Source organism: Terrabacter sp. RAF57 (genome assembly GCF_052113925.1).
In the GTDB taxonomy this organism is placed as follows: Bacteria; Actinomycetota; Actinomycetes; order Actinomycetales; family Dermatophilaceae; genus Terrabacter.
Genome location: NZ_JBFRDT010000002.1, coordinates 98357 through 121853, shown reverse-complemented (window position 1 = coordinate 121853; position 23497 = coordinate 98357). Strand labels below are relative to the sequence as shown.

Below are 23497 nucleotides of genomic sequence, written 5' to 3'. Positions count from 1 at the left end.
GTCGAACCCGTGCGGTGTGTCCCCGAACGTAGCGAGACGTGACCCGCGGGTAGCCGCTTCTGAGACGGCCACCACAGGTGACCTGGGTCACGGGATAGCGTCAACGCGTGCGACGGACGACGGCGGGTCTCGGCTGCTGGCTCGTCCAGCCGGTCTACCTGCTCGTCGAGCTCCTCGTCGCCGCCGGCGCCTCGGCGGCCTACAGCCTGCGCGACGACACGATCAGCGCGCTCGGGATGCTGACGTGCGCGCCTGGTCACGCGGGGTCGACGGTCGACGTCTGCTCCTCGGCCCATGCCGCGCTCGGCGTGGCGTTCGTCGTCTTCGGCCTCCTGCGGGCAGCGGGCGCCGTGCTGCTGCGACCGCGTCTCGGCGCCGGGGGATGGGCGCTCGCCGCCGTCTGGCTGTGGGTCGTGTCCGCGCTCTTTGCCGCCGCCGTCGGGCTCGTGCCCGTCGACCAGCACCCCGGGTGGCACGGGGTCGTGGCGGTTCCCGTCTTCGTCCTCCAGCCGCTCGCCGTCCTCGTCACCGCCGAGGCGCTGCGGAGGTCACACGCCGTGTCACGGGGCGTCGCCGTGTCGGGTCTCGTGCTCGGCGGCCTCATGGTGGCCGCGGCTGCGGCGTTCGGGCTGCGTCTCGGGGACCCGACCTGGGTCGGTGCCCTCGAGCGCCTCGCCCTGTGGCCGACCTACCCGTGGCTGGCCGCCGTCGCCTGGGCGCTGCTCGGCGCCAGGAGGTCGGAGACGGTCGCGAAGGTGTAGCCGTCGTCGCGGAGCCTGCGGATGATCGCGGCGAGCCGGTCGATGGTGATGAGCCGGTCGTCCGAGCCCGTGTCGTGGGCGAGGACGATCGAGCCGGGACGCACCTGCGACGCGATGTCCTCGACGATGCCGTCCGGATGGCTGGCCACGAGGTCCTCGCGTGCCTGGGCCGACCACAGGACCGTCGTGAGGGTCGACTCGGCGGCCGCGAGGAGCGAGGCCCCTCCGACGTGCCCGTAGGGCGGCCGGAAGAGCGTCGGCGCCACGCCGTACGTCTCCGTCATGAGCCGGGTCGTCCTCGTGATCTCGTCGGTGCACCGGGACCAGTCGAGCCGACCGAGGTCGGGGTGCTCGAAGGTGTGGTTCGCGAGCTCGTGCCGGCCGACGCTGTCGCGGTGCAGCGCGCCGTGGTCGCGCACGTTGCGCCCGAGGCAGAAGAACGTGGCGGGCACGTCCTCCGCCTCCAGCGCGGCCAGCACCCGTGGGGTCCAGTCGGGGTGCGGACCGTCGTCGAAGGTCAGCGCGACGCGGCGCTCATCGCCCGCACCCGCCCAGACGACCGAGGTGGCTGCCGCCGAGGGGGTGGATCGGTCGGGACGGACGGCGCTGACCGGGCTGCCGTAGAAGGGCAGTGGGGTGTTCTCGTCGAGCCGCTCCACGAGTCGCACCGCCCCGACGGCCCCGGCTGCTCCGACGGCTGCACCGGCTGCCGCGGTCAGGGCCTGACGGCGTGTGACCTCCATGTCAGCCGATGCTACGGGCAGCCCGCCGCGATCCTCGGACGAGTCGGCACCACGCGTGCCACACTGGCGCCCGGTCGACGGGGAGGTCGACCGCGGGTCGAGGGAGGTGGACGTGCGGCGTGCCGTGGTGGGCGCTCTGGCTGCGGTCGTGATGGCCGGTGCCGGACTCGTCCCGCTGCTCGTCGCCGACGACCCGCTGCCGGTCCTGCGCAACGGCGCGGGCTGGCGCGCGACGTCCGTCCTCGCGCCTGCCGCGCTCGGCGACCGGCTCGTGGAGCCGCTGGCCGAAGCCCTCTGGCTCGTCGACGGCACGGTCCCCGCGGCCGGCGCGCGCACACGCGTCGCGGCCCAGGCGCTCCAGGACCTGCACGCCCTGACCGGACCGAACGGGGCCGTCGCGGCCGGCCCCGACGCCCCCTGGGCGTACGCGTGGCCACGGGACTCCGCCTTCGTCGCCGTCGCGTACGCCGAGACCGGGCACGTGGCCGATGCCGAGCGCGTCCTGGGCTTCCTCGCCCGCGTCCAACGGCCCGACGGTGGCTTCGAGGCGCGCTACCGGCTGGACGGAACCGGTCCGCCGGACGACCGTCCTCGCCAGAGCGACGGCGCCGGGTGGGTGCTCTGGTCCCTCGAGCAGGTCAGGGTGGCGAGCCCCCGTGGGGTCCTGCCCGCTGGGCTGCGCGGACTGCGCGACCGGGCCTTCCGTTTCGTCCTGGCGCAGACGGCGGCGGGCACCCGCCTGCCCGAGGTGTCACCCGACTACTGGGAGGTGCCGGAGCGGCGGGTCACCCTCGGCACGGCGGCTCCGCTCGCCGCCGGGCTCGAGGCCGCGTCGGGGACCTTCGCGGCCGAGGGTGACACCGGTCGGGTGGACCTGGCCAGGCGGGCGGCTCGCGGGCTGCGGTCCCTGATCCGTGCGGAGTTCGGCCCAGCGTACGAGCGGCACGGACGGTCCGGAGGGCTCGATGCGGGCGTCACCATGCTCATGCCACCCTTCGCCGCAGTGGGCGACATGGCCGCGGAGCGTGCCTGGGAGCACTATCCGGTGCTGGCCCTGCGTGCCGGGGGTGGCCTCGCCCCCGGTGTCGAGTGGAAGGGGGACGGCGTCTCGTGGACGCCGGAGACCGCCATGGTCGCCTACACCGCAGCGGCCTCCGGACACCCTCTCGTCGCCGAGCGCTGGCTCACCTGGCTCGACGGGCACTGCACGTCGTGGGGGAGCCTGCCGGAGAAGGTCCTGCCGGACGGGAGCCCCGCAGGACCGGCGCCGCTCGCCTGGACCGCGGCCCTCGTCGTCCTCACCGAGGTCGAGCTGGCGGCGCAGCGCTCGGGCGTGGACGCGACGTCAGTGTCCGGCGTGGGCTGACGGCTCGACGAGCTCGACGAGGACACCGCCGGCGTCCTTGGGGTGGATGAAGTTGACGCGGCTGTCGCTCGTGCCGCGCCTCGGGGTGTCGTAGAGCAGCCGGAGGCCGCGCTCGCGGAGCGTCGCGCACACGGCGTCGATGTCGGCGACGCGGTAGGCGAGCTGCTGGATGCCCGGGCCGCTGCGGTCCAGGAACTTCGCGATCGTCGACTCGGGGGAGAGGGGCGCGAGCAGCTGGATGCACGAGCCCGAGTCGCCGACGCCCATCATCGCCTCGCGGACTCCCTGCTCCGCGTTCGTCTCCTCGTGGAGCATCCGCATCCCGTACGTCCCCTCGTAGAACGCGATGGCCGCGTCGAGGTCGGGGACCGCGATGCCGACGTGGTCGATGTGGGTGAAGAGGGGGTCGGGAGTCGCGCTCATGGTCCCAACGTAGGGCGGCGTGACGGCATACGGCTGCTGTATGCCGTGTGCGCTTGGTCATGCTCGTCGAGGGGCCTCGCGGGGTCGCGACTAGAGTTGACGGCGACATCCCCAATGACGTCGGAAGAGGCTTCACCCATGACTGCTGACCGTCCCACCTCCGTGATCGTCGCGGGCGCCCGCACCCCCATGGGTCGGCTGCTCGGCTCGCTCAAGGACTTCTCCGGGTCCGACCTCGGTGGCGTCGCCATCAAGGGGGCCCTCGAGAAGGCGGGCGTCGCCCCGGAGCAGGTCGACTACGTCATCATGGGTCAGGTGCTGCAGGCCGGCGCCGGCCAGATCCCGGCCCGCCAGGCCGCGCACGCCGCCGGCATCCCGATGACCGTCCCGGCCCTGACCATCAACAAGGTTTGCCTCTCCGGCATCAACGCCATCGCCATGGCCGACCAGCTCATCCGCGCCGGCGAGTGCGACGTCGTCGTCGCCGGTGGCCAGGAGTCGATGACCAACGCGCCGCACCTCATGACGAAGTCGCGCGAGGGCTACAAGTACGGCGACGTCACGATGCGCGACCACATGGCCTTCGACGGGCTCTGGGACGCCTTCACCGACCAGGCCATGGGTCTGCTCACCGAGCAGGCCAACACGGGCGATCAGGCCTTCACCCGCGAGGAGCAGGACGAGTTCTCGGCGCGCAGCCACCAGCTCGCGGCCAAGGCGTGGAAGGACGGCCTCTTCGACGACGAGGTCGTCCCGGTGAGCATCCCGCAGCGCAAGGGCGACCCGGTCGTCTTCAAGAACGACGAGGGCATCCGCGCCGACACGACGACCGCGTCGCTCGGCGGCCTGCGCCCGGCCTTCAGCAAGGACGGCACGATCACGGCCGGCTCGGCGTCGCAGATCTCCGACGGTGCCGCCGCGGTCGTCGTCATGAGCAAGGCGAAGGCCGAGGAGCTCGGACTCACGTGGCTCGCCGAGATCGGCGCGCACGGCATGGTCGCCGGGCCCGACTCGACGCTCCAGCAGCAGCCCGCCCGCGCCATCGCCCGGGCCTGCGAGAAGGAGGGCATCACACCCGCCGACCTCGACCTCGTCGAGATCAACGAGGCCTTCGCGGCCGTCGGACTCGCGTCGGCCAAGGAGCTCGGCATCGACGTCGACAAGGTCAACGTCAACGGCGGCGCCATCGCCCTCGGCCACCCGATCGGCATGTCCGGTGCCCGCATCGCCCTGCACCTCGCGCTCGAGCTGAAGCGTCGCGGCGGCGGTGTCGGCGCGGCTGCCCTCTGCGGTGGCGGCGGTCAGGGTGACGCCCTCATCGTCCGCGTGCCCGCGACCGCCTGATCGCCCGGGTCCTGCACCGCGTGGCGCGCCGATCCGTCGACGTCCCCGCCCTGGTCGAGTCGGCCAGGGCGGGTTCGCCGCGCGCCGTCGCCCGCCTCATCTCCCTCGTCGAGGACGCCCACGAGTCCCTGCGCGAGGTGATGGCGGCGCTCGCGCCGCACGCCGGCAACGCGTGGGTCATCGGTCTCACCGGCTCGCCGGGCGTCGGCAAGTCGACGACGACGACTGCGCTCGTCGGCGCCTTCCGCGAGCGCGGCCTGCGCGTCGGCGTGCTCGCGGTCGACCCGAGCTCGCCGTTCTCGGGCGGGGCGCTGCTCGGCGACCGCGTCCGCATGCAGGACCACGCCCTCGACCCCGAGGTCTACATCCGCTCGATGGCCTCGCGCGGCCATCTCGGCGGGCTGTCGTTCACGACACCGCAGGCCATCCGGGTGCTCGACGCCGCCGGGTGCGACGTCGTGCTCGTCGAGACCGTCGGGGTGGGGCAGTCCGAGGTCGAGATCGCCGGGCTCGCCGACACGTCGGTCGTCCTGCTCGCGCCCGGCATGGGCGACGGCATCCAGGCCGCCAAGGCCGGCATCCTCGAGATCGGCGACGTCTTCGTCGTCAACAAGGCCGACCGCGACGGCGCCGACGCGACGGTCCGCGACCTGCGCCACATGATCTCGCTCGGCGACCGCACCGAGCCGGGTCTGTGGCGGCCTCCGGTCGTGAAAACCGTTGCGGCACAGAAGGTCGGCATCGACGAGGTGATGGAGGCGCTCGACAAGCACCGGGCGTTCGTCGAGGAGAACGGCGAGCTGGCACGGCGCCGTGAGCGTCGCGTCGCCGACGAGATCGAGACGATCGCGCTGACGACCCTGCGTGCCCGGCTCGGGCACGTCGGTGGTCACGAGGGCGTCGCCGCGCTGGCCCGTGACGTCATCGCCGGGCGCACCGACCCCTATGCCGCCGCCGACCGTCTCCTCGAGCAGCTCGGCTCCTGACCGGCGGGTTCGGGCTGGGTGGTTCACCGCGACACCTGAAGCCTGGCGTTGCGGTGGAGCTCGCGCTCAGCGCTGGAGAGCTACGCGGACTTCCTGTGTCGCTCGGGACTTCGCCTCGGCACGGAGGAGCACCGAACGCACCCACGCCTGCCGCCGCATCACCTGCTCGTAGCTGAACCGGTAGACGTCCCAGCCGGACAGGACCAGCTCGTCATAGCGCCAGCAGTCGACGACGAGCTGCTCTCTGCCAGTGTGGAACTCGTGGCTGTCCGCCTCGACGACGATCCCCAGCGACATGTCGACGAGGTCAGGGGTGACCCGTTCGCCGCCGGCCACGGCGATGCCGACCTGGGGACGGAGGTCGAGCCCCGGCACGTCGAGCGAGATCGCGCGGAGTACGGACTCGAAGGGGTTGGCCGCCTTGCTCGACGCGTGCGTGAGGACGCGAAGCACCCGCGGTCGTCCGGGCCCGCGGACCTGCTGCGCCAGGGTCGCGAGGTCGCCGGCCGACACCCGCCGGGACCGGAGCGCCGAGTCGGCGATGGCGAGAGCCTCGTCGAACGGGAGGTGGCGAGCGCAGTCGACCACGGTGCGAGCCGGTGACGTGATGCCTGCGGCCGCGTCCCGGGGGTCGATGAGGGAGGACCAGATCCGCGCCCGTGGCCGGGTCCCGGCCGCGATCTTGCGCCCTCGGGGCACGGTGACCTCCGGCTTCGGCGGCACCGTCTTGACCTTCCACCCGTGCGCGAGGGCCGCGGAGCGGTGGGAGACGACGGCGCTGAGCTCGTGCGCCACAGCCGTGGCGGCGTCGACGTCGCGAAGCAGGTACCGGCCGGGACGGGGGCGCAGGACGTGTCCCTCGACCACGGCTCGCCGAAGCTGCCGTTTCGAGACGAAGGGCCGCAGCTCGGCACGCGTCGCGACGCCGCCGAGTCGCCGCACCGCGTCCACCACCGGATCCACCACGCCAGCCTGCCGAGCCGTCGAGGGGTCTCGAGCGCGCTGTCCACAGGCTCTCGGAACACATGACGTGGGGGTCGTCGGCCGGGGTCCTGCGTATGGCGACCGCGCACTGGTGCGTGCTGTGTCGCGGGGGACCGCTCGCATGGCCCGCGGTGGCGCGGAGGGAGCGGGCGGCATACGGACGCGGGGGAGGGCCTGCAGGGGGACGCGGCGAGCGCGCGGCGGATGTAAATGGATGGCGCCGGGGACGCGGCGGTGTCACCGTCGAGGGATGGACATCATCCCGCTCGACCATGACGACGACGTCATGCTCAAGGAGCTCTTCGGCGTGGCCACGCGCAGCGAGTCCGTCTCGCGCGTGCAGCCGATCCAGCGCACCGAGGACGAGTTCCTCAAGATGGTGCGCTTCTCGTTCCCCGGCGAGCGCGAGGAGAGCGTGGTCGCGGTGGTCGACGGCTCACCCGTCGGCTGGGCCCGCGTGTTCTTCCCCGAACGCGACAACCTGGACAAGTGCTGGTCGCACCTCGAAGTCGACCCGCAGCACCGCGGGCAGGGTGTGGGAACCGCCCTCGTCGACTGGATGGAGCAGCAGGCCCGAGCGGCAGGCCGGGACATGCTCCTGACCGAGGTCTTCGTGCCGGTGGGCGACCGCGAGTCGCACGCCGACCGCGAGTTCGCCCTCCGCCGTGGCTTCACGGTGTCGAGCATCGAGATCGTGCGCTCGCTCCCGCTCCCGGTCGCGGCCGACGTCATGGCCGAGCACGAGCATCGCGCCGCCGAGGCGATGGGCGACCGGTACGAGCTGACCGTCCACGTCGACGGCGTGCCGGTCGAGCTGCGTCAGGGCGTCTGCGACGCGTCGAACCGGCTCATCCTCGACGCCCCCACGGGCGACGTCGAGTTCGAGCCCGAGTCGATGACCGTCGATGACTACGAGACGCTGCTCCAGCACCTGCGCGACACCGGTCGCACGATGGTCACGGCGGTCGCCGTGCACCGCGAGTCCGGCGTCGTCGCGGCCTATACCGACCTCTCCATCCCGTCCGGGGACCCGCACGTCGTCTTTCAGTGGGGCACCCTCGTGCTGCCCGAGCACCGCGGCCACCGGCTCGGCATGGCCGTCAAGATCGCGAACCTCGAGGAGCTGGCCCGCCTTGCGCCAGAACGGCGTTCGGTCCAGACGATGAACGATGAGCAGAACCCCTGGATGGTCCAGATCAACAAGGACCTGGGCTTCGCCATCATCGAGGAGGCACTGACGATGAAGAAGGCCTTCTAGGCCGAGCGGCTCGGTGGGGTGCTCGCGCGACGACGGCGAGGGCGGCATACGGTGAGGTCATGCTGATCGCCTTCTCCGTCGCCCCCACCGTCGCGGCCGACGACACCGGATCCGTGTCCGACGCCGTCGCCCGAGCCATCCGCGTCGTGCGCGACTCCGGTCTGCCGCACCGCACCGACGCGATGTTCACGACGATCGAAGGGGAGTGGGACGAGTGCATGGCTGTCGTCAAGCAGTGCTGCGACGTGCTGGCGGAGACCTCGCCGCGTGTCGGGCTCGTGCTCAAGGCCGACATCCGTCCCGGCTGGACGGGCGAGCTCGACGGCAAGCTCGAGCGGCTCGAGGATGCGCTCGGCCGTCAGCAGGATGAGTGAGGGCGACTGGGCCCTGCGCCCGCTCGCACCCGAGGACTGCGACGAGCTGGGCCGGGTGCACATGGCCATCTGGCGCGACGCGTACGCCGACCTCATGCCGGCCGACTACCTGGCCGGGCTGAGTGACGAGCGCTGCGCGGACCGCTGGCGTGAGCGGGTCGCCCTGCCGCCGGACGCGCCCCAGCGCACCCTCGTGGTCGTCGATTCTGACGGCCGGCTCGCGGGTTTCGGCAGCGCCGGCCCCAGTCGCGACGAGGACGCACCCTCCGAGTGGGAGCTGTATGCCGTCAACCTCGCCCCGCACGCCCGTGGCACGGGCGTCGCCGGCCGCCTCGTCGACGAGCTCCTCGGCGACCGTGACGCGACCTTGTGGGTCATCGAGGGCAACGCGAGGGCCAGGGCCTTCTACACGCGGCGCGGGTTCGTCGACGAGGGCCGGCGCGAGCTGCACCCGCCGACCGGCACCCCGGAAATGCGGATGGTCCGCCGTCTCGCCTGACACGCGCAGGACAATCTGCGCATAACGGGCATAGGTCGCCGGCGGGCGAGCGTGACCTGTCTGACATGGGCGCGTGTCGCTGCACGAACTGCGTCAGGAGTGTCCGGAAATGTCCTCGGCGAGCCGTTACCGCGGATTGGGGATGCAGCACGGTCCGTGCGTATCGTGGGTCGCGGCCGAACGCGCTCGGCCCGTCCCCCTGCGTCACCGAAAGGCTTTTCCATGCCCCGCACCGCGACTCGTCGACGTGCTCTTGCCGCCGCGCTCGCCTGCGCTGCCATGCTCTCTGCCTGCACCGGCAACTCCGACGACGGCACCGCCGGGACCGGCGGCTCGGCGACCCCCGTGGTCGCGGCCGATGCCGCCGACACGACCGCCGCTTCCGCCGTCGGTGCCGCAGCGACGTCCTCGCTCGACGCCTCGGCCGCCGGTACGGCTGCTCGCAGCAAGGCCTTCGTCGGTGCCGCGCTGCAGTCGGCGAACGCGTACGCCAAGACGCTGCCCGGGCGCACCGCCGCGGAGAAGGCCGACGCCGAGCTCGCCACGACCGGCGTCAAGGTGCTCGCGCTGTCCCGGGCTGGAGACGCCCCGGCGCAGATCCTCGCCCAGACGACGCTGAAGAAGACCGGTGCGGCCGTCCTCGTGCTGCTCGTCGGTGGCCAGTCCGGTGCGCCGTTCAAGGCGGCCGCGGTCACCCCGATGCTCCCGGACGCCAAGCTCGACGCCCTCGACCCGACGTCCGACGGCTCTGCCGCCGTCGCCGACGGCACGGGCCTGAGCGCCAAGCCCGACGACGTCGTCTCGGCTTTCGCCGCATCGGTGAAGTACCCCGACCCGACGGCGACCAAGGTGCTGGCCGACGACCCGCTCTCGGAGCAGCTGCGCCAGTCGGCCCGCGCGCAGTCGCAGGCCCTTAACAACCAGGGTGCCTTCACCCAGGAGCACGAGCCCAAGGGCGTCATCGGCGGCCTGCGCCTCAAGGACGGCAACGGCGCCATCGTCTTCGCCCACCTCGTGCGCAATGACGCCATCGCCATGCGCACCCCCGTCAAGCTCACCCCGGCCAAGGACCTGACGCTCCTGACCGGCATCAAGCAGATCACGACCGAGGCCAACCTCACCTCCAACGAGATCGTCGCCATCGTCATCCCTGCGTCCGGACAGGCGCGCATCGTCGCCGCTTCGGACCAGCTCGTCGCCGGCTCGGGTCGGTGAGGCAGGATTGATCTATGAGTCACCAGCCATTCACCGCAGCAGCACTTCGCGGTGCCGTCGACCTGTCATCGCTCAAGCGTCCGGCCCAGCCGGCTGGCCCCGCATCCGGCGCGGCCTCCACCTCCGCGGACGGTGCTGGCCTCGTCATCGAGGGCACTGACGCCTCGATCCGTGACGTCATCGCGGCGTCCGACCGGCACCCCGTCGTCATGGTGCTGTGGTCGCCGCGGCTCCAGGAGTCGGCCGACTTCGTCACGACCTTCGGTGCGGTGGCCCGCCGCTACGCGGGCCGCTTCCAGCTCGTCACCGTCGACGTCGACGCGAACCCCACGATCCTGCAGGCCTTCCAGGTCCAGGCCGTGCCGGTGAGCTTCGCCTTCGTGCAGAGCCAACCCGTGCCGCTGTTCGAGGGCGCGCAGCCTGAGGCCCAGGTCACGGCCGTCATCGACCAGGTGCTCCAGCTCGCGGCGCAGCACGGGGTCACCGGCACCGTCACGGTCGGGGACGAGGCCGAGGCACCGGCCGACGAGGCCGAGCAGGAGCAGCCGCTGCCGCCACTGCACCAGAAGGCCTTCGACGCCATCGAGGCGGGCGACCTCGACGGGGCCGCCTCGGCCTACCGCGAGGCCCTCGCGCAGAGCCCTGCCGACACGGACGCCAAGCTGGGCCTCGCCCAGGTCGGGCTCATGCAGCGCACCCAGGGGGCCGACCTCCAGGCCGCCCGTGCCGCTGCGGCCGCCGCACCGACCGACGTCGACGCGCAGATCCTCGTCGCCGACCTCGACCTGCTCGGTGGTCACGTCGAGGACGCCTTCATGCGGCTCATCGACACGGTGCGCGTCACGGCCGACGCCGACCGCAACAAGGCGCGGGAGCACCTCGTCGAGCTCTTCGAGGTCATCGGCGTGACCGACGAGCGCGTCGCGAAGGCACGCAAGTCCCTGATGAGCGCCCTCTTCTGAGGGTCCGGACACGAAGCGGGTCATCCTCCACGTCGGAGGGTGGCCCGCGGTGCTGTGTGGGTGCCGTCGCGTGCCCGGCGGTGTCAGGTGGCCGACGTGGCGACGAGCGCGTCGGCCAGCCGGGTGACGACGTCGTCGGCCGTGGCATCGACCGGGTCAGTGCCGTCGACCCACAGGCCCCAGTGCGGCGTGGTGGGGTCGGCGCCGTCACGGACGACGACCACGTGGACCGGCTCGGGCTCCACGAGGTCGAGGAAGTCCTCGAGCCGGTCACCGAGCGCGTCCTCGGCGACGACCGCGTCGAGGCCCTCGAGCTGGTAGGTCTCGGCCACGGCCAGGGCCGCTGACCAGCGCAGCAGCCGACTCCGCAGCTGTTCCGACGTCGGCGGCTCGTCCCACCCGGGGACGGCGCCGCCCGTGACGGCCGCCTCGAGTGCCGCACCGTCGACGACGACGGCCCGTTGGAGACGAGCAGCCACGGCCGACGCCAGGGCGGCCCGAGCGTCGGCGCGGACCGCCGTCACGAGCACCAGCCGGCCCCGCGGACCAGACTCGTCGAGCTCGCTCATCCGCCGAGGGCCGCCGACACGACGTCCTTCGCCTCGGCCTGCACGCGGGCGAGGTGCTCGGCGCCCTGGAAGGACTCGGCGTAGATCTTGTAGACGTCCTCGGTGCCCGACGGGCGTGCGGCGAACCACGCGCTCTCGGTCGTCACCTTGAGACCGCCGATCTTGGCGCCGTTGCCCGGGGCCTCGGTCAGCTTGCCTGTGATCGGCTCTCCCGCAAGGGTCTCCGCCGTCACGTCGCTGGGGGAGAGGGCCCCGAGCTTGGCCTTCTCCTCACGCGACGCCGCCGCGTCGATGCGGGCGTATGCCGGGTCGCCGTGTCGCGCTGTCAGCTCGGCGTAGTGCTGGCTGGGCGTCCTGCCGGTCGCGGCGAGGATCTCGGACGCCAGGAGGGCGAGCAGGATGCCGTCCTTGTCGGTGGACCAGACCGTGCCGTCCTGGCGCAGGAAGCTCGCTCCGGCGGACTCCTCCCCGCCGAACCCGACCGAGCCGTCGAGCAGCCCGGGCACGAACCACTTGAAGCCCACGGGGACCTCCAGGAGCGTACGACCGAGGTCGGAGGCGACGCGGTCGATCATCGAGGAGGACACGAGGGTCTTGCCGATGGCGGTCGTCGCGGGCCAACCCGGTCGGGCCCCGCCGTAGAGGTACTGGATGGCCACGGCGAGGTAGTGGTTGGGGTTCATCAGGCCGGCGTCGGGCGTGACGATGCCGTGCCGGTCGGCGTCGGCGTCGTTGCCCGTCGAGATGTCGTAGGCGTCCTTGGCGTGGATGAGCGAAGCCATCGCGGACGGCGAGCTGCAGTCCATCCGGATCTTGCCGTCCCAGTCGAGGGTCATGAAGGCCCACTGCGGGTCGACGCGCGGGTTGACGACGGTGAGGTCGAGCCCGTGACGCTCGCCGATCTCGCCCCAGTAGGCGACGGACGCGCCACCCAGGGGGTCGGCTCCGATGCGCACGCCGGCCTCGCGGACCCGGGCGAGGTCGACGACGTTCGGCAGGTCGTCGACGTAGGTGCCCATGAAGTCGTAGGAACCGGCCTCGCCGCGGGCCTGCTCGAAGGCCACGCGGCGGACCTCGCGCAGCCCACCGCGGATGAGGTCGTTGGCGCGCTCGGCGATGACCGACGTCGCGTCGGTGTCGGCCGGGCCGCCGTGCGGCGGGTTGTACTTGAAGCCGCCGTCGGCCGGCGGGTTGTGCGACGGCGTGACGACGATGCCGTCGGCCAGTCCGGTGGCGCCCGAGGCCTTGCCGCGGTTGGCGCGGAGGATGGCGTGCGAGACGGCCGGGGTCGGGGTGAACCCGTCGCGGTCGTCGACGAGCACCTGCACACCGTTGGCCACGAGTACCTCGAGCGCCGAGCGCCAGGCGGGCTCGGACAGCGCGTGCGTGTCGCGGCCGATGAAGAGGGGCCCGTCGAAACCCTGCGAGACGCGGTAGTCGACGATGGCCTGCGTCGTGGCGAGGATGTGGTCCTCGTTGAAGGCCGTGCGCAGGCTCGACCCGCGGTGTCCCGACGTGCCGAACGCGACCTGCTGGTCGGGGTCGTCGACGTCGGGGTGACGGTCATAGTAGGCCCCGACGAGGGCGTCGACGTCGACGAGGTCCTCGGCCTGTGCGGGCTGACCGGCGCGCGGGTGGGTCATGAGGGGTCTCCGTTCGGGGTCGGGTCGGCGTCGCTGCTCGCGAGGGTCCCGGAGACGACGGCCGGGACGGAGGGCTCGTCGACGGGGACGAGCCAGACGGTTGACAGGCGCGGGACGGTGAGGTCGGCGGCATACGGCTGCTGGTGCCAGGCCTCCTCGCGCGCCTCGACGACGGTGCCGGTGCTGCTCGGGGCGTCGGGGTGGTAGCCGGCCGTGTCGAGGACGACCGTCCACCGCCCGCCGCGCGGCAGCCCGATGCGGTAGGACTGCTGCGTCTCGCCGCTGAAGTTCATGACGCACGCCACGACCGGGGCGTCGGTCGCTCGGTCGCCCGTGCCGAAGCGCAGCCACGAGAACGTGTTGTGGGCTGCGTCGTCGGCCTCGAGCCACTCGAAGCCCGAGCGGTCGGAGTCGAGCTCCCACAGCGCCCGGTTGCCGCGGTAGATGCCGTTGAGGTCCTTGACGAGGTTGTGCACGCGGTAGTGCAGCGGCTGCTCGAGCAACCACCAGTCGAGGCTGCGGCCCTCGGACCACTCGGACTCCTGGCCGAACTCGCAGCCCATGAAGAGCAGCTGCTTGCCGGGGTGGCACCAGAGGTAGGCGAGGAAGGCGCGAAGGGTCGCGACCTGCTCCTCGCGCGGGCCCCGCGACTTGCGCAGCAGCGAGCCCTTGCCGTGGACGACCTCGTCGTGGCTGATCGGCAGCACGAAGTTCTCGTCGAAGGCGTACATCAGGGAGAACGTGAGCTTGCCGTGGTGGTAGCTGCGGTAGATCGGCTCCTCGCCGAGGTACTTCAGCGAGTCGTTCATCCAGCCCATGTTCCACTTGAAGCCGAAGCCGAGACCGCCCTCGTTGGTCGGCTTCGTGACCCCGGGCCACGTCGTCGACTCCTCGGCGATCGTGACGATCCCGCCGACCCGCTTGTAGGCGGTGCCGTTCGTCTCCTTGAGCAGCTCGACGGCCTCGAGGTTCTCGCGCCCGCCGTCCTTGTTGGGCACCCAGGCCCCGGCGTCGCGGGCGTAGTCGAGGTAGAGCATCGACGCCACGCCGTCGACGCGGAGGCCGTCGAGGTGGAACTCCTCGAGCCAGTAGATGGCGTTGGCGACGAGGAAGTTGCGCACCTCGGGCCGGCCGTAGTCGAAGATGTTGGAGCCCCACTCGGGGTGCCAGCCCTTGCGGGGGTCCGGGTGCTCGTAGAGCGGCAGGCCGTCGAAGCGGGCGAGGGCCCACTCGTCGGTGGCGAAGTGCCCGGGCACCCAGTCGAGCAGGACCCCGATGCCGGCCCGGTGCAGCTCGTCGACGAGGAAGCGGAAGTCGTCGGGGCGGCCCCAGCGCGAGCTCGGGGCGTAGTAGCCGGTCACGTGGTAGCCCCACGACGGGACGTACGGGTGCTCCATGACGGGCAGGAACTCGACGTGAGTGAAGCCGAGGTCGCGCACGTAGTTGACGAGGTGCTCGGCGAGACCGCGGTAGCCGAGCTCCTGGCGCCACGAGCCGAGGTGGACCTCGTAGATGCTCATCGGCCCCTGGTGGGCGTTGCTCGTGCGGCGGCGCTCCATCCAGTCGTCGTCGCGCCAGTCGTAGTGGGTCTCGGTGACGATGGCCGCCTGCTTGGGCGCGACCTCCGTCATCCGCGCCATCGGGTCGCTCTTGAGCCGGACGAGCTCGTCGGGCCCGCGCACCGCGAACTGGTAGTTCATCCCCTCCTGGGCGCCGGGCAGGAAGAGCTCCCAGATGCCGCTCTCGCCGAGCGCCCGCATCGGGTGCGAGCGGCGGTCCCAGTCGTTGAAGTCGCCGATGACGTGGACGGCCTTGGCACGCGGCGCCCACACCGCGAACGACACGCCCCAGACGTCGCCGAGCGGGCCGGGGTAGTGGCGCACGTGCGCGCCGAGGACGGTCCACAGCTGCTCGTGGCGGCCCTCGTTGATGAGGTGGCGGTCGATCTCGCCGAGGGTCGGGGCGAAGCGGTAGGGGTCGTCCTGCTCGTGCTCCACGCCGTCGCCGTACTCGACGAGGAGGCGGTAGTCGTGGGTCGTGCCGAAGTCGGGCGAGGTCATCGACCAGATGCCGTCGCGGACGTGCTGCAGCTCGACCCGCTCGCCCGAGTCGAGACGGGCGCCGACCCGGGTCGCGAACGGGCGGTAGGCGGTGATCGTCAGGCCGCCGGGCCCGACGTGGTGTCCGAGCAGGTCGTGCGGCTGGCCGTTGCGGCCCTGGAGGAAGGCCGTGATGGCGGCGTCGTCGAGGGAGGGACCGTGGGCGGTCTCGGTGGTCATGGCGTGCCTTCCTCGGTGGTGAGTCGCTCGACGGCGCCGAGCGGGATCGGCAGCCACGAGGGCCGGTTGCGGGCCTCGTAGACGACCTCGTAGAGCGCCTTGTCGAGCTCGAGCGCGCGGGTCAGTGCCTGCGCGTCGGCGTCGAGTGCCCCTGCGACGGCGGCGTACCCGTCGAGGAAGGCGGCTCGGCAGGCTGCCGCCCAGGCGGTCGCGTCGACCGGTGACTCGGCCAGCGCCACCGAGCCCGCGGCGTAGTCGAAGGAGCGGAGCATGCCTGCGACGTCACGCGCCGTGAGGTCGGGGAGTACGCGTTCGGCGAGCGGGCGCAGCGGCTCACCCTCGAAGTCGAGGGCCACCCACCCGCGCTCGGGCACGTCGAGGACCTGGCCGAGGTGGTAGTCGCCGTGGATCCGCTGCAGCGACGGCCAGTGCACGTCGCGCACGGACGCGACGACGCGCTCGACGGCGCCCGAGCGGGAGGCGAGGTCGGGCACGAGGGCCACGGCGGCGGCATACCGCTGGCGCATCGACGCGACGACGGCCGCGCGCGCCTCGGGCGTCACCTCGTGCGTGCCGAGAGCGTGGGCGAGCGCCATGTGGATCTGGGCGGTGACGACGCCGAGGTCTCGGGCCCGGTCGGTGAAGTCCGTGCCCGACGCGGCGGCGACGAGTGCGACCCGCCACGCGTCCTCGACCCCGGGGATGAACTCCTGCGCGAAGGCGAGGTGCCCGTGCATCGTCGGGCCACCGGCCGGGGCGTCCCAGGCACCCGACAGGTGGCCGATGGCCATCGGGACACGGTCGGAGCCCTCCTCCGTCAGGGCGGACTGCACGACGACGTCGGGGTTGTCGCCGTCCTGGAGGGTGCGGAAGACCTTGACGATGACCGGCTCGGCCGGGCCGCCGTCAGGAGCGGTCATGCGGCAGATGACCGACGTGTTGGACTGCTCGCCGCTGAGCACCGTCGACGACGACACCGAGCCGTCGGCGTGGCCGGTCGAGGAGCCGGTGGCGAGCGCGTTGCTGCCGACCGAGGCCTGCGCCTCGTCGGAGGCGCCGCCGCCGAGGATCGTCGCCATGAGCTGGCCGACGTAGACCGGGTCGTGGGGTCCGTCGTAGACCCACCGTGTGCCGAGGACGCTGTGCTCCATCGTGCCGAGCAGCGCGTGCTCGGCGCCCTCCAGCGGGGCCGAACGGTAGGTGAGGGGCACCTGGTAGACCACGGCCGGGGCCACGGCCTCGTCGGCGAGGAGCAGCGTCTCGCAGCCCACCTCGCCCTCGGGGTCCTCGAAGCGGAACCCGCCGACGCGGCGCAGCTGCGGGACGTGGCCCTTGCCGTGGTACCACCGCTGGTGCGGCATCCACTCGGTGACCATCTCGGTCTTGGTCGGCACGATCGACGCGCCCTTGTGCACGATGGCCATCAGCCGCGGTCCTCCCCGCCCCGCACGCGGAGCCAGAAGAAGTCGCGCGAGCCGAGCGTCAGGGTGACCCGTCCGTCGCTCGCCACCCACGGGAAGCCGCTGCCGCCGAAGAGGTCGATGAGCTCGCGGCCGGCGAGCTCCTCCGGCAGCTGGATCGTCGCGGCCTGGGGGCGGCTCGAGAGGTTGTTGACGCAGAGCACGGCCTCGCCGGGCTCGTTGCCGTCGGCCTCCAGGGTGCGCGTGAACGCGAGGATGGACTCGTTGTCGGCCTCGACGACGGTGAAGTCGCCGAGCCCGAAGACCGGATGCCGTCCGCGGATCTGGAGCATCCCGCGCACCCAGTGCAGGAGCGAGGCCGAAGAGGCCATCTGCGCCTCGACGTTGATGTTGTTGTAGTGGTAGACGAGGCTGCTGATGACGGGCAGGTAGAGCTTGCCCGGGTCGACGCTCGAGAAGCCGGCGTTGCGGTCGGGGGTCCACTGCATCGGCGTGCGCACCGCGTCGCGGTCGGTGAGCCAGATGTTGTCGCCCATGCCGATCTCGTCGCCGTAGTAGAGGCACGGCGACCCCGGCAGCGAGAGGATCAGCGCGTGGATGAGCTCGATCTCGGGCCGTGAGTTGTCGAGCAGGGGAGCGAGCCGCCGGCGGATGCCGACGTTCGCACGCATCCGGGGGTCGGGGGCGTACCAGCCGTACATCGCGGCGCGCTCCTCGGGCGTCACCATCTCGAGCGTCAGCTCGTCGTGGTTGCGCAGGAACGTGCCCCACTGCGTGCCTGAGGGGATGGCCGGCGTGTCTGCGAGCACGTCGATGATCGGGGCGGCGGTCTCCTCGCGCAGCGAGTAGTAGAGCCGGGGCATGACCGGGAAGTGGAAGCACATCTGGCACTCCGGCGCCTCCTCGGTGCCGAAGTAGTCGACGACCTCGGCGGGCGGTTGGTTGGCCTCCGCGAGCAGGATCCGGCCGGGGTACTCGGCGTCGACCATGGCGCGCAGCTTGGCGAGGAACTCGTGCGTCCTCGGGAGGTTCTCGCAGTTCGTGCCCTCCTCCTCGAAGAGGTAGGGGACCGCGTCGAGACGGAAGCCGTCGATCCCGAGGTCCATCCAGAAGCGCACGATGTCGAACATCGCCTCCTGCACGGCCTCGTTCTCGAAGTTGAGGTCGGGCTGGTGGCTGAAGAAGCGGTGCCAGAAGAACTGTCGCCGCACCGGGTCGAAGGTCCAGTTCGACACCTCGGTGTCGACGAAGATGATGCGGGCGTCGTCGTAGCCGTCGTCGGTGTCGGACCAGACGTAGAAGTCGCCGTAGGGCCCGTCGGGCTCGGCACGGCTCGCCTGGAACCACGGGTGCTGGTCGCTCGTGTGGTTCATGACGAAGTCGGTGACGATGCGGATGCCGCGGGCGTGGGCCTGCGAGACGAGCTCGGTGAACTCCGGCAGCGTGCCGAACTCGGGCAGGACCGCCTTGTAGTCGGCGATGTCGTAGCCGCCGTCGCGCAGCGGAGACGCGTAGAAGGGCGGCAGCCAGAGGCAGTCGACCCCGAGCCACTGGAGGTAGTCGAGCCGGTTGATGAGACCGGTGAAGTCACCGGCGCCGGAGCCCTTCGAGTCGGCGAAGGCCCGGACGAGCACCTCGTAGAAGACTGCCTTCTTGAACCACTGCGGGTCGTGCTTGAGGCCGGGCTGGGACAGGTTGAGGCCCTGCATGCGTCAGTGGCTCCTCACGTGGATGATGTGGACGGGTTCGGAGTCGGGACCGAGCCGCACGAAGTTGTCCTGCCGCCACTCCCACGTCTGGTTCGTGATGTGGTCGTGCGCGTCGAACGTCGACCACGTGGCCATACCCAGTGCCTCCATGTCGAGGTGCACCCACGTCTCACGCGTGGCGTGCGGGTCGAGGTTGGCGATCACGAGGACGGTGTCGCGCTCGCCCGTGGCCCGGTCGACGACACGGGACTTGCTGAAGACCAGGACGTTCTCGTCGTCAGCCGCGTGGAAGCGCAGGTTGCGCAGCCAGTGCAGCGCGGGGTGCCAGCCGCGGATGTCGTTGAGCCGCTTGAGGTACCAGGCGAGCGAGCGGCTCTCGAGGGGGCCGCCCGGCTCGTAGAGGTACCACTGGCGGTCCTTGTACTCGTACTTCTCGTTGTCGAGCTGCTCCTCCGCCCCGGGACGCGCCACGTGCTCCATGAGCTCGTAGCCGGCGTAGATGCCGTAGGTCGGGGCCATCGTCGCGGCGACCGCGGCGCGCAGCTTCCACGCGGTCGGGCCGCCGTACTGCATGTAGGGGGTGAGGATGTCGTGCGTCGTCGGCCAGAAGGCCGGGCGCATGTACGCCGACCCGGTGTCCTCTCCCGCGAGCTCGGTGCCGTACTCCTCGAGCTCCCACTTCGCGTTGCGCCACGCGTAGTAGGTGTAGCTCTGTTGGAAGCCGGCCTTGGCGAGGTGGTGCATCATCGCCGGCTTGGTGAAGGCCTCGGACAGCCAGATGGTGTCGGGGTGGTCCTGCGCGACATCGGCGATCAGCCACTGCCAGAAGGCGACCGGCTTGGTGTGGGGGTTGTCGACGCGGAAGATGCGGACGCCGTGGTCGAGCCACACCTGGATGACCCGGCGCACCTCGGCGTAGGACCCGGCCGGGTCGTTGTCGAAGTTGAGCGGGTAGATGTCCTGGTACTTCTTCGGCGGGTTCTCGGCGTAGGCGATGGTGCCGTCGGCCCGCGTCGTGAAGAGGTCGGGGTGCGTCTGGACCCACGGGTGGTCGGGGGAGGCCTGCAACGCGATGTCGAGGGCCACCTCCATGCCGAGCCGTCGCGTCTCGGCGACGAAGTGGTCGAAGTCCTCGAACGTGCCGAGGTCGGGGTGGATCGCGTCGTGCCCGCCGTCGGGCGAGCCGATGGCATAAGGGGATCCGGGGTCGCCGGGCTGGGCCGTGAGGGTGTTGTTGCGGCCCTTGCGGGCCGTCGTCCCGATCGGGTGGATCGGCGTCAGGTAGACGACGTCGAAGCCCATGTCGGCGATGGCGGGCAGCCGCTCGGCCGCGGACCGGAACGTGCCCGACACCCACTCGCCGGTCTTCTCGTCGCGGTGGGCGCCCTCGGACCGGGGGAAGATCTCGTACCAGGCGCCGTAGAGCGCGCGCTCGCGCTCGACGAGCAGGGAGTATGCCGGTGACGCCGACACGAACTCCCGCAGCGGCACGAGGGCGGCGAGGCCGGCGATCTCCGGCGAGGTCGCCGCGCCGAAGCGGTGCGCGGCTGGGGCCCGGTTGTCGCCCAGGGCGACGACCCCCTTGTCGATCTCGGCGGCGTCGACGCCGAGGCCGCGGACGGCCGCGGCGAAGCGCTCGAGGACGCGGACGCCCTCGGCGCACATGAGGTCCTCGTCGACGCCGGCGGCGATCTTGATGCCGGCGTCGTGCACCCAGGTCGCGTAGGGGTCGGACCAGCCCTCGACGCGGTAGGTCCACCAGCCCTCGCGGTCGGCGACGACGGTGGCGGCCCACTCGGAGAGGCCGGGGTTGACGCTGTGCATGGCGAAGTAGTGGTCGGTGCCGTCGGGGTCGGTGAGCACGGCCGTCGCGTTGACGGCGTCGTGGCCCTCGCGGAAGACCTTGGCCCGGACGGTGAACTCCTCGCCGACGACCGACTTGGCCGGGCGGGTCCCGCCGTCGACGAGCGGACGCACGTCGCTCACGGGGATGCGTCCCATCGGGAGCGCGTCACCCGGCATGCCCTCGACGGTCGGCGGGGCGCTCACGGGGTGGTCGGGGGCGAGGTGGACGGCTCCTGCCTCGGTGTCGTCGACGAACGCGGTGTCTGCGGTCGGGGTGGCATCGTCGCGTCGTGGTGCTTGGGGGGCGGCGCTGCGCACACGGTTCGGCTTGCTGGAACGGGGCTTCTTCGCTGAGCCAGTCACGTGATCGACCGTATCGAAGTTGCAGCGTTTGGCCCATGACGCGCCGAGGCCCCGTCCGATGGGTGAAACCCCGCTGCAAGGGTTGCAAGAAGCCGTCATCGCGACCCCTATGCTGTCCCCTTGTGAAGGCCATCCGTCGCTTCAGCGTCCGTACCGTCCTGCCGAGCCGCATCGAGGGACTCGGCGTCCTCGCGAGCAACCTGCGCTGGTCCTGGCACCCGCCGACCCGCGACCTGTTCGAGAGCATCAGCGCCCGCAAGTGGGCCCAGGCCGGTGAGGACCCCGTCAAGCTCCTCTCCCGCCTGTCCTCCGACGAGCTGGCCGCGCTGGCCGCCGACGACGAGTTCGTCGGCAGCGTCGTGGCCGCCAACGAGGACCTGCACCACTACCTCTCCGACGAGCGTTGGTACCAGTCGTGGAGCCGCGAGCAGGAGGCCGCCGGCAAGGCCGCCCCGGCCGCGATCGCGTACTTCAGCCCGGAGTTCGGCATCACGTCCGTGCTGCCGCAGTACTCCGGCGGCCTCGGCATCCTCGCCGGCGACCACCTCAAGACCGCGTCGGACCTCGGCGTGCCGATCGTCGGCGTCGGGCTCTTCTACAAGACCGGCTACTTCAAGCAGTCGCTCAACCGCGACGGGTGGCAGGTCGAGACCTACCCGGTCCTCGACCCCGACGGCCTCCCGCTGTCGCTGCTGCGCGAGGAGGACGGCACGCCCGCCGTCGTCACGGTGAGCCTGCCCGCGGGCCGTCAGCTGCACGCCCACGTCTGGAAGGCGCAGGTCGGCCGCGTGCCCCTGCTGCTGCTCGACTCCGACGTGCCCGGCAACGACGAGCAGACCCGCAAGGTCACCGAGTCGCTCTACGGCGGCGGCGGCGACACCCGCCTCGAGCAGGAGCTGCTCCTCGGCATCGGTGGCGTTCGCGCCCTGCGTCTGTGGTCCCGCCTGTCCGGCGACCCGACGCCGGAGGTCTACCACACCAACGAGGGTCACGCCGGCTTCCTCGGCGTCGAGCGCATCACCGAGCTGGTCCGCGACCACGGCCTGACCTTCGACGAGGCCCTCGAAGCCGTGCGCGCGGCGACGGTCTTCACGACCCACACGCCCGTGCCCGCCGGCATCGACCGCTTCGACGCCGCGAAGATCAACCTCTTCTTCGGCGGCGCCAACGCCATCCCCGGCGTGCCGGTCGAGCGCCTGCTCGCCCTCGGCGCAGAGGACTACGAGGGCGGCCAGTCGGGCATCTTCAACATGGCTGTCATGGGCCTGCGTCTGGCGCAGCGCGCCAACGGTGTTTCCCAGCTGCACGGCGTCGTGAGCCGCGAGATGTTCGACGGCCTGTGGCCGGGCTTCGACGACGTCGAGGTCCCGATCTCCAGCATCACCAACGGTGTCCACGCCCCGACGTGGGTCGACCGGGCCGTCTACGACGTGGCCCGCAAGCACCTCGGCACGACCGACATCTCCGGCGAGAACGCCTGGGAGCGCATCGACGAGGTGCCCGCCGACGCCGTGTGGTCGACCAAGCGCGTCATGCGCGAGAAGCTCGTCGCCGACGCCCGACGACGCGTCAAGGCCTCGTGGCAGAAGCGTGGCGCGAGCGACGCCGAGCTCGGCTGGGTCGAGGACATCCTCGACCCCGACGTGCTGACGATCGGCTTCGCCCGGCGCGTGCCGACCTACAAGCGTCTGACCCTGATGCTGCGCGACCCCGAGCGCCTCAAGCGCCTCCTGCTCCACCCGGAGCGGCCGGTGCAGCTCGTCATCGCCGGCAAGTCGCACCCGGCCGACGAGACCGGCAAGCGCCTCATCCAGGAGATGGTCCGCTTTGCCGACGACCCCGAGGTGCGCCACCGCATCGTCTTCCTGCCCAACTACGACATCGCGATGGCCCAGCACCTCTACCCGGGCTGCGACGTCTGGCTCAACAACCCGTTGCGACCGTTCGAGGCGTGCGGCACGTCGGGCATGAAGGCGGCCCTCAACGGCGGCCTCAACCTCTCGATCCTCGACGGCTGGTGGGACGAGTGGTTCGACGGTCGCAACGGCTGGGCGATCCCGACCGCCGACGGCGTCGAGGACGCCGACCGGCGTGACGACATCGAGGCCTCGGCGCTCTACGACCTCATCGAGAACGACGTCGCCGCGAAGTTCTACGACCGGGACGCCGCGGGCCTGCCGCAGGGCTGGATCGACATGATGACCCACACCCTCAAGACGCTGGGCCCGAAGGTCCTCGCCAGCCGCATGGTGCAGGACTACACGGAGCAGCTCTACAGCCCCGCGGCCGGAGCCGGTCGCTCCGTGTCCGGGTCGGAGTTCGCCGGTGCCATTGACCTTGCTGCCTACAAGACGAAGATCCGCAGCGCCTGGCCCAAGGTCAAGGTCGAGCACGTCGAGCCCTCGGGCCTCTCGGACTCGCCGCAGATCGGCGACGTCCTCGACCTGCGCGCCTACGTCGCCCTCGACGGGCTCACCCCCGACGACGTCGAGGTGCAGCTCGTGCACGGACACGTCAACGACGTCGACGAGCTGTGGGGCATGGAGGTCGCCCCGCTCGCCCTCGTCGAGTCCTACGCCGACGGCCGGCACCAGTTCGCCGGCTCGCAGCCGCTGCGCCGCACCGGGTCGTTCGGCTACAGCGTCCGCGTCGTCCCGAARCACCCCGGGCTCGCCGGCCCGGCCGAGCTCGGACTCGCGCGCAACGCCTGACGCTCGTCGACCGAGAGCCCGGACCCCGCTGGGGCCCGGGCT

At 71.7% G+C, this 23497-nt stretch carries 19 protein-coding genes; 10 read left to right on the top strand and 9 right to left on the bottom strand.

Features of this window, described 5'->3' with window-relative positions:
* Positions 1-107: 107 nt before the first annotated feature.
* Positions 108-761: a DUF998 domain-containing protein gene (locus AB4Y83_RS02385; protein ID WP_442295932.1), complete on the top strand. Its 654-nt coding sequence runs from the start codon at positions 108-110 to the stop codon at positions 759-761.
* On the opposite strand, the gene AB4Y83_RS02380 is transcribed toward AB4Y83_RS02385, so the two are convergent.
* Positions 689-1504: a polysaccharide deacetylase family protein gene (locus AB4Y83_RS02380; protein ID WP_442295931.1), complete on the bottom strand. Its 816-nt coding sequence runs from the start codon at positions 1502-1504 to the stop codon at positions 689-691. The two genes, AB4Y83_RS02385 and AB4Y83_RS02380, sit on opposite strands and share 73 nt — an antisense overlap.
* Before the next feature lie 112 nt (positions 1505-1616).
* On the opposite strand from AB4Y83_RS02380, the gene AB4Y83_RS02375 reads away from it, so the two are divergent.
* Positions 1617-2870, top strand: coding sequence for a glycoside hydrolase family 15 (locus AB4Y83_RS02375; RefSeq protein ID WP_442295930.1), 1254 nt, complete (start codon positions 1617-1619; stop codon positions 2868-2870).
* Here the strand turns inward: AB4Y83_RS02375 and mce are convergent.
* Positions 2850-3293 (bottom strand): methylmalonyl-CoA epimerase, encoded by a 444-nt coding sequence (mce, locus tag AB4Y83_RS02370; RefSeq protein ID WP_442274969.1) that lies wholly within the window; start codon positions 3291-3293, stop codon positions 2850-2852. The genes AB4Y83_RS02375 and mce overlap by 21 nt on opposite strands.
* A 138-nt stretch (positions 3294-3431) precedes the next feature.
* On the opposite strand from mce, the gene AB4Y83_RS02365 reads away from it, so the two are divergent.
* The gene (locus AB4Y83_RS02365) at positions 3432-4637 is read left to right on the top strand and encodes an acetyl-CoA C-acetyltransferase (protein ID WP_442295929.1); all 1206 of its coding nucleotides are present in this window, start codon (positions 3432-3434) and stop codon (positions 4635-4637) included.
* A 20-nt stretch (positions 4638-4657) separates the two neighbouring features.
* Positions 4658-5623, top strand: a complete 966-nt coding sequence (gene meaB / locus AB4Y83_RS02360; protein ID WP_442274968.1) for a methylmalonyl Co-A mutase-associated GTPase MeaB — start codon at positions 4658-4660, stop codon at positions 5621-5623.
* 66 nt (positions 5624-5689) lie between these two features.
* On the opposite strand, the gene AB4Y83_RS02355 is transcribed toward meaB, so the two are convergent.
* On the bottom strand, positions 5690-6586 hold the full coding sequence (locus tag AB4Y83_RS02355) for a type IV toxin-antitoxin system AbiEi family antitoxin domain-containing protein (RefSeq protein WP_442274967.1): 897 nt from the start codon (positions 6584-6586) through the stop codon (positions 5690-5692).
* 271 nt (positions 6587-6857) lie between these two features.
* Between AB4Y83_RS02355 and AB4Y83_RS02350 the strand changes: the two genes are divergently transcribed.
* The 5 genes from AB4Y83_RS02350 (at position 6858) to AB4Y83_RS02330 (ending at position 10915) form a co-directional block, all read left to right on the top strand.
* Positions 6858-7865 (top strand): GNAT family N-acetyltransferase, encoded by a 1008-nt coding sequence (locus AB4Y83_RS02350; protein ID WP_442274966.1) that lies wholly within the window; start codon positions 6858-6860, stop codon positions 7863-7865.
* Positions 7866-7924: 59 nt separating this feature from the next.
* Positions 7925-8239 (top strand): thiamine-binding protein, encoded by a 315-nt coding sequence (locus AB4Y83_RS02345; RefSeq protein WP_442274965.1) that lies wholly within the window; start codon positions 7925-7927, stop codon positions 8237-8239.
* A complete protein-coding gene (locus AB4Y83_RS02340) occupies positions 8232-8738 on the top strand; it encodes a GNAT family N-acetyltransferase (RefSeq protein ID WP_442274964.1) in 507 nt (168 codons plus the stop codon). Before AB4Y83_RS02345 ends, AB4Y83_RS02340 begins: the two co-directional genes overlap by 8 nt.
* A gap of 279 nt (positions 8739-9017) precedes the next feature.
* Positions 9018-9953, top strand: coding sequence for a hypothetical protein (locus AB4Y83_RS02335; RefSeq protein ID WP_442295928.1), 936 nt, complete (start codon positions 9018-9020; stop codon positions 9951-9953).
* A gap of 14 nt (positions 9954-9967) precedes the next feature.
* Entirely contained in the window at positions 9968-10915 is a 948-nt protein-coding gene (locus AB4Y83_RS02330) for a co-chaperone YbbN (protein ID WP_442274962.1), read from the top strand.
* Between the two features lie 83 nt (positions 10916-10998).
* Here AB4Y83_RS02330 and AB4Y83_RS02325 read toward each other — a convergent pair whose 3' ends face one another.
* The 6 genes from AB4Y83_RS02325 to AB4Y83_RS02300 are packed head-to-tail and all read right to left on the bottom strand — an operon-like array spanning position 10999 to position 20558.
* On the bottom strand, positions 10999-11484 hold the full coding sequence (locus AB4Y83_RS02325; protein ID WP_442274961.1) for a hypothetical protein: 486 nt from the start codon (positions 11482-11484) through the stop codon (positions 10999-11001).
* The gene (gene pgm, locus AB4Y83_RS02320; RefSeq protein ID WP_442274960.1) at positions 11481-13127 is read right to left on the bottom strand and encodes a phosphoglucomutase (alpha-D-glucose-1,6-bisphosphate-dependent); all 1647 of its coding nucleotides are present in this window, start codon (positions 13125-13127) and stop codon (positions 11481-11483) included. The genes AB4Y83_RS02325 and pgm overlap by 4 nt, the downstream gene beginning before the upstream one ends.
* Entirely contained in the window at positions 13124-15406 is a 2283-nt protein-coding gene (gene glgB / locus AB4Y83_RS02315) for a 1,4-alpha-glucan branching protein GlgB (protein ID WP_056770381.1), read from the bottom strand. Before glgB ends, pgm begins: the two co-directional genes overlap by 4 nt.
* Positions 15403-16830 carry a maltokinase N-terminal cap-like domain-containing protein gene (locus AB4Y83_RS02310; RefSeq protein WP_442274959.1) on the bottom strand — a complete coding sequence of 476 codons (1428 nt, stop codon included), beginning with the start codon at positions 16828-16830 and terminating at the stop codon, positions 15403-15405. Before AB4Y83_RS02310 ends, glgB begins: the two co-directional genes overlap by 4 nt.
* Entirely contained in the window at positions 16830-18536 is a 1707-nt protein-coding gene (gene treS / locus AB4Y83_RS02305; RefSeq protein WP_056770373.1) for a maltose alpha-D-glucosyltransferase, read from the bottom strand. Before treS ends, AB4Y83_RS02310 begins: the two co-directional genes overlap by 1 nt.
* 3 nt (positions 18537-18539) lie before the next feature.
* Positions 18540-20558, bottom strand: a complete 2019-nt coding sequence (locus AB4Y83_RS02300; RefSeq protein WP_442275373.1) for an alpha-1,4-glucan--maltose-1-phosphate maltosyltransferase — start codon at positions 20556-20558, stop codon at positions 18540-18542.
* A gap of 308 nt (positions 20559-20866) precedes the next feature.
* Here AB4Y83_RS02300 and glgP point away from each other — a divergent pair, with 308 nt between their 5' ends.
* Positions 20867-23455, top strand: a complete 2589-nt coding sequence (glgP, locus tag AB4Y83_RS02295; RefSeq protein WP_442274958.1) for an alpha-glucan family phosphorylase — start codon at positions 20867-20869, stop codon at positions 23453-23455.
* The last annotated feature ends 42 nt before the right edge of the window (positions 23456-23497 follow it).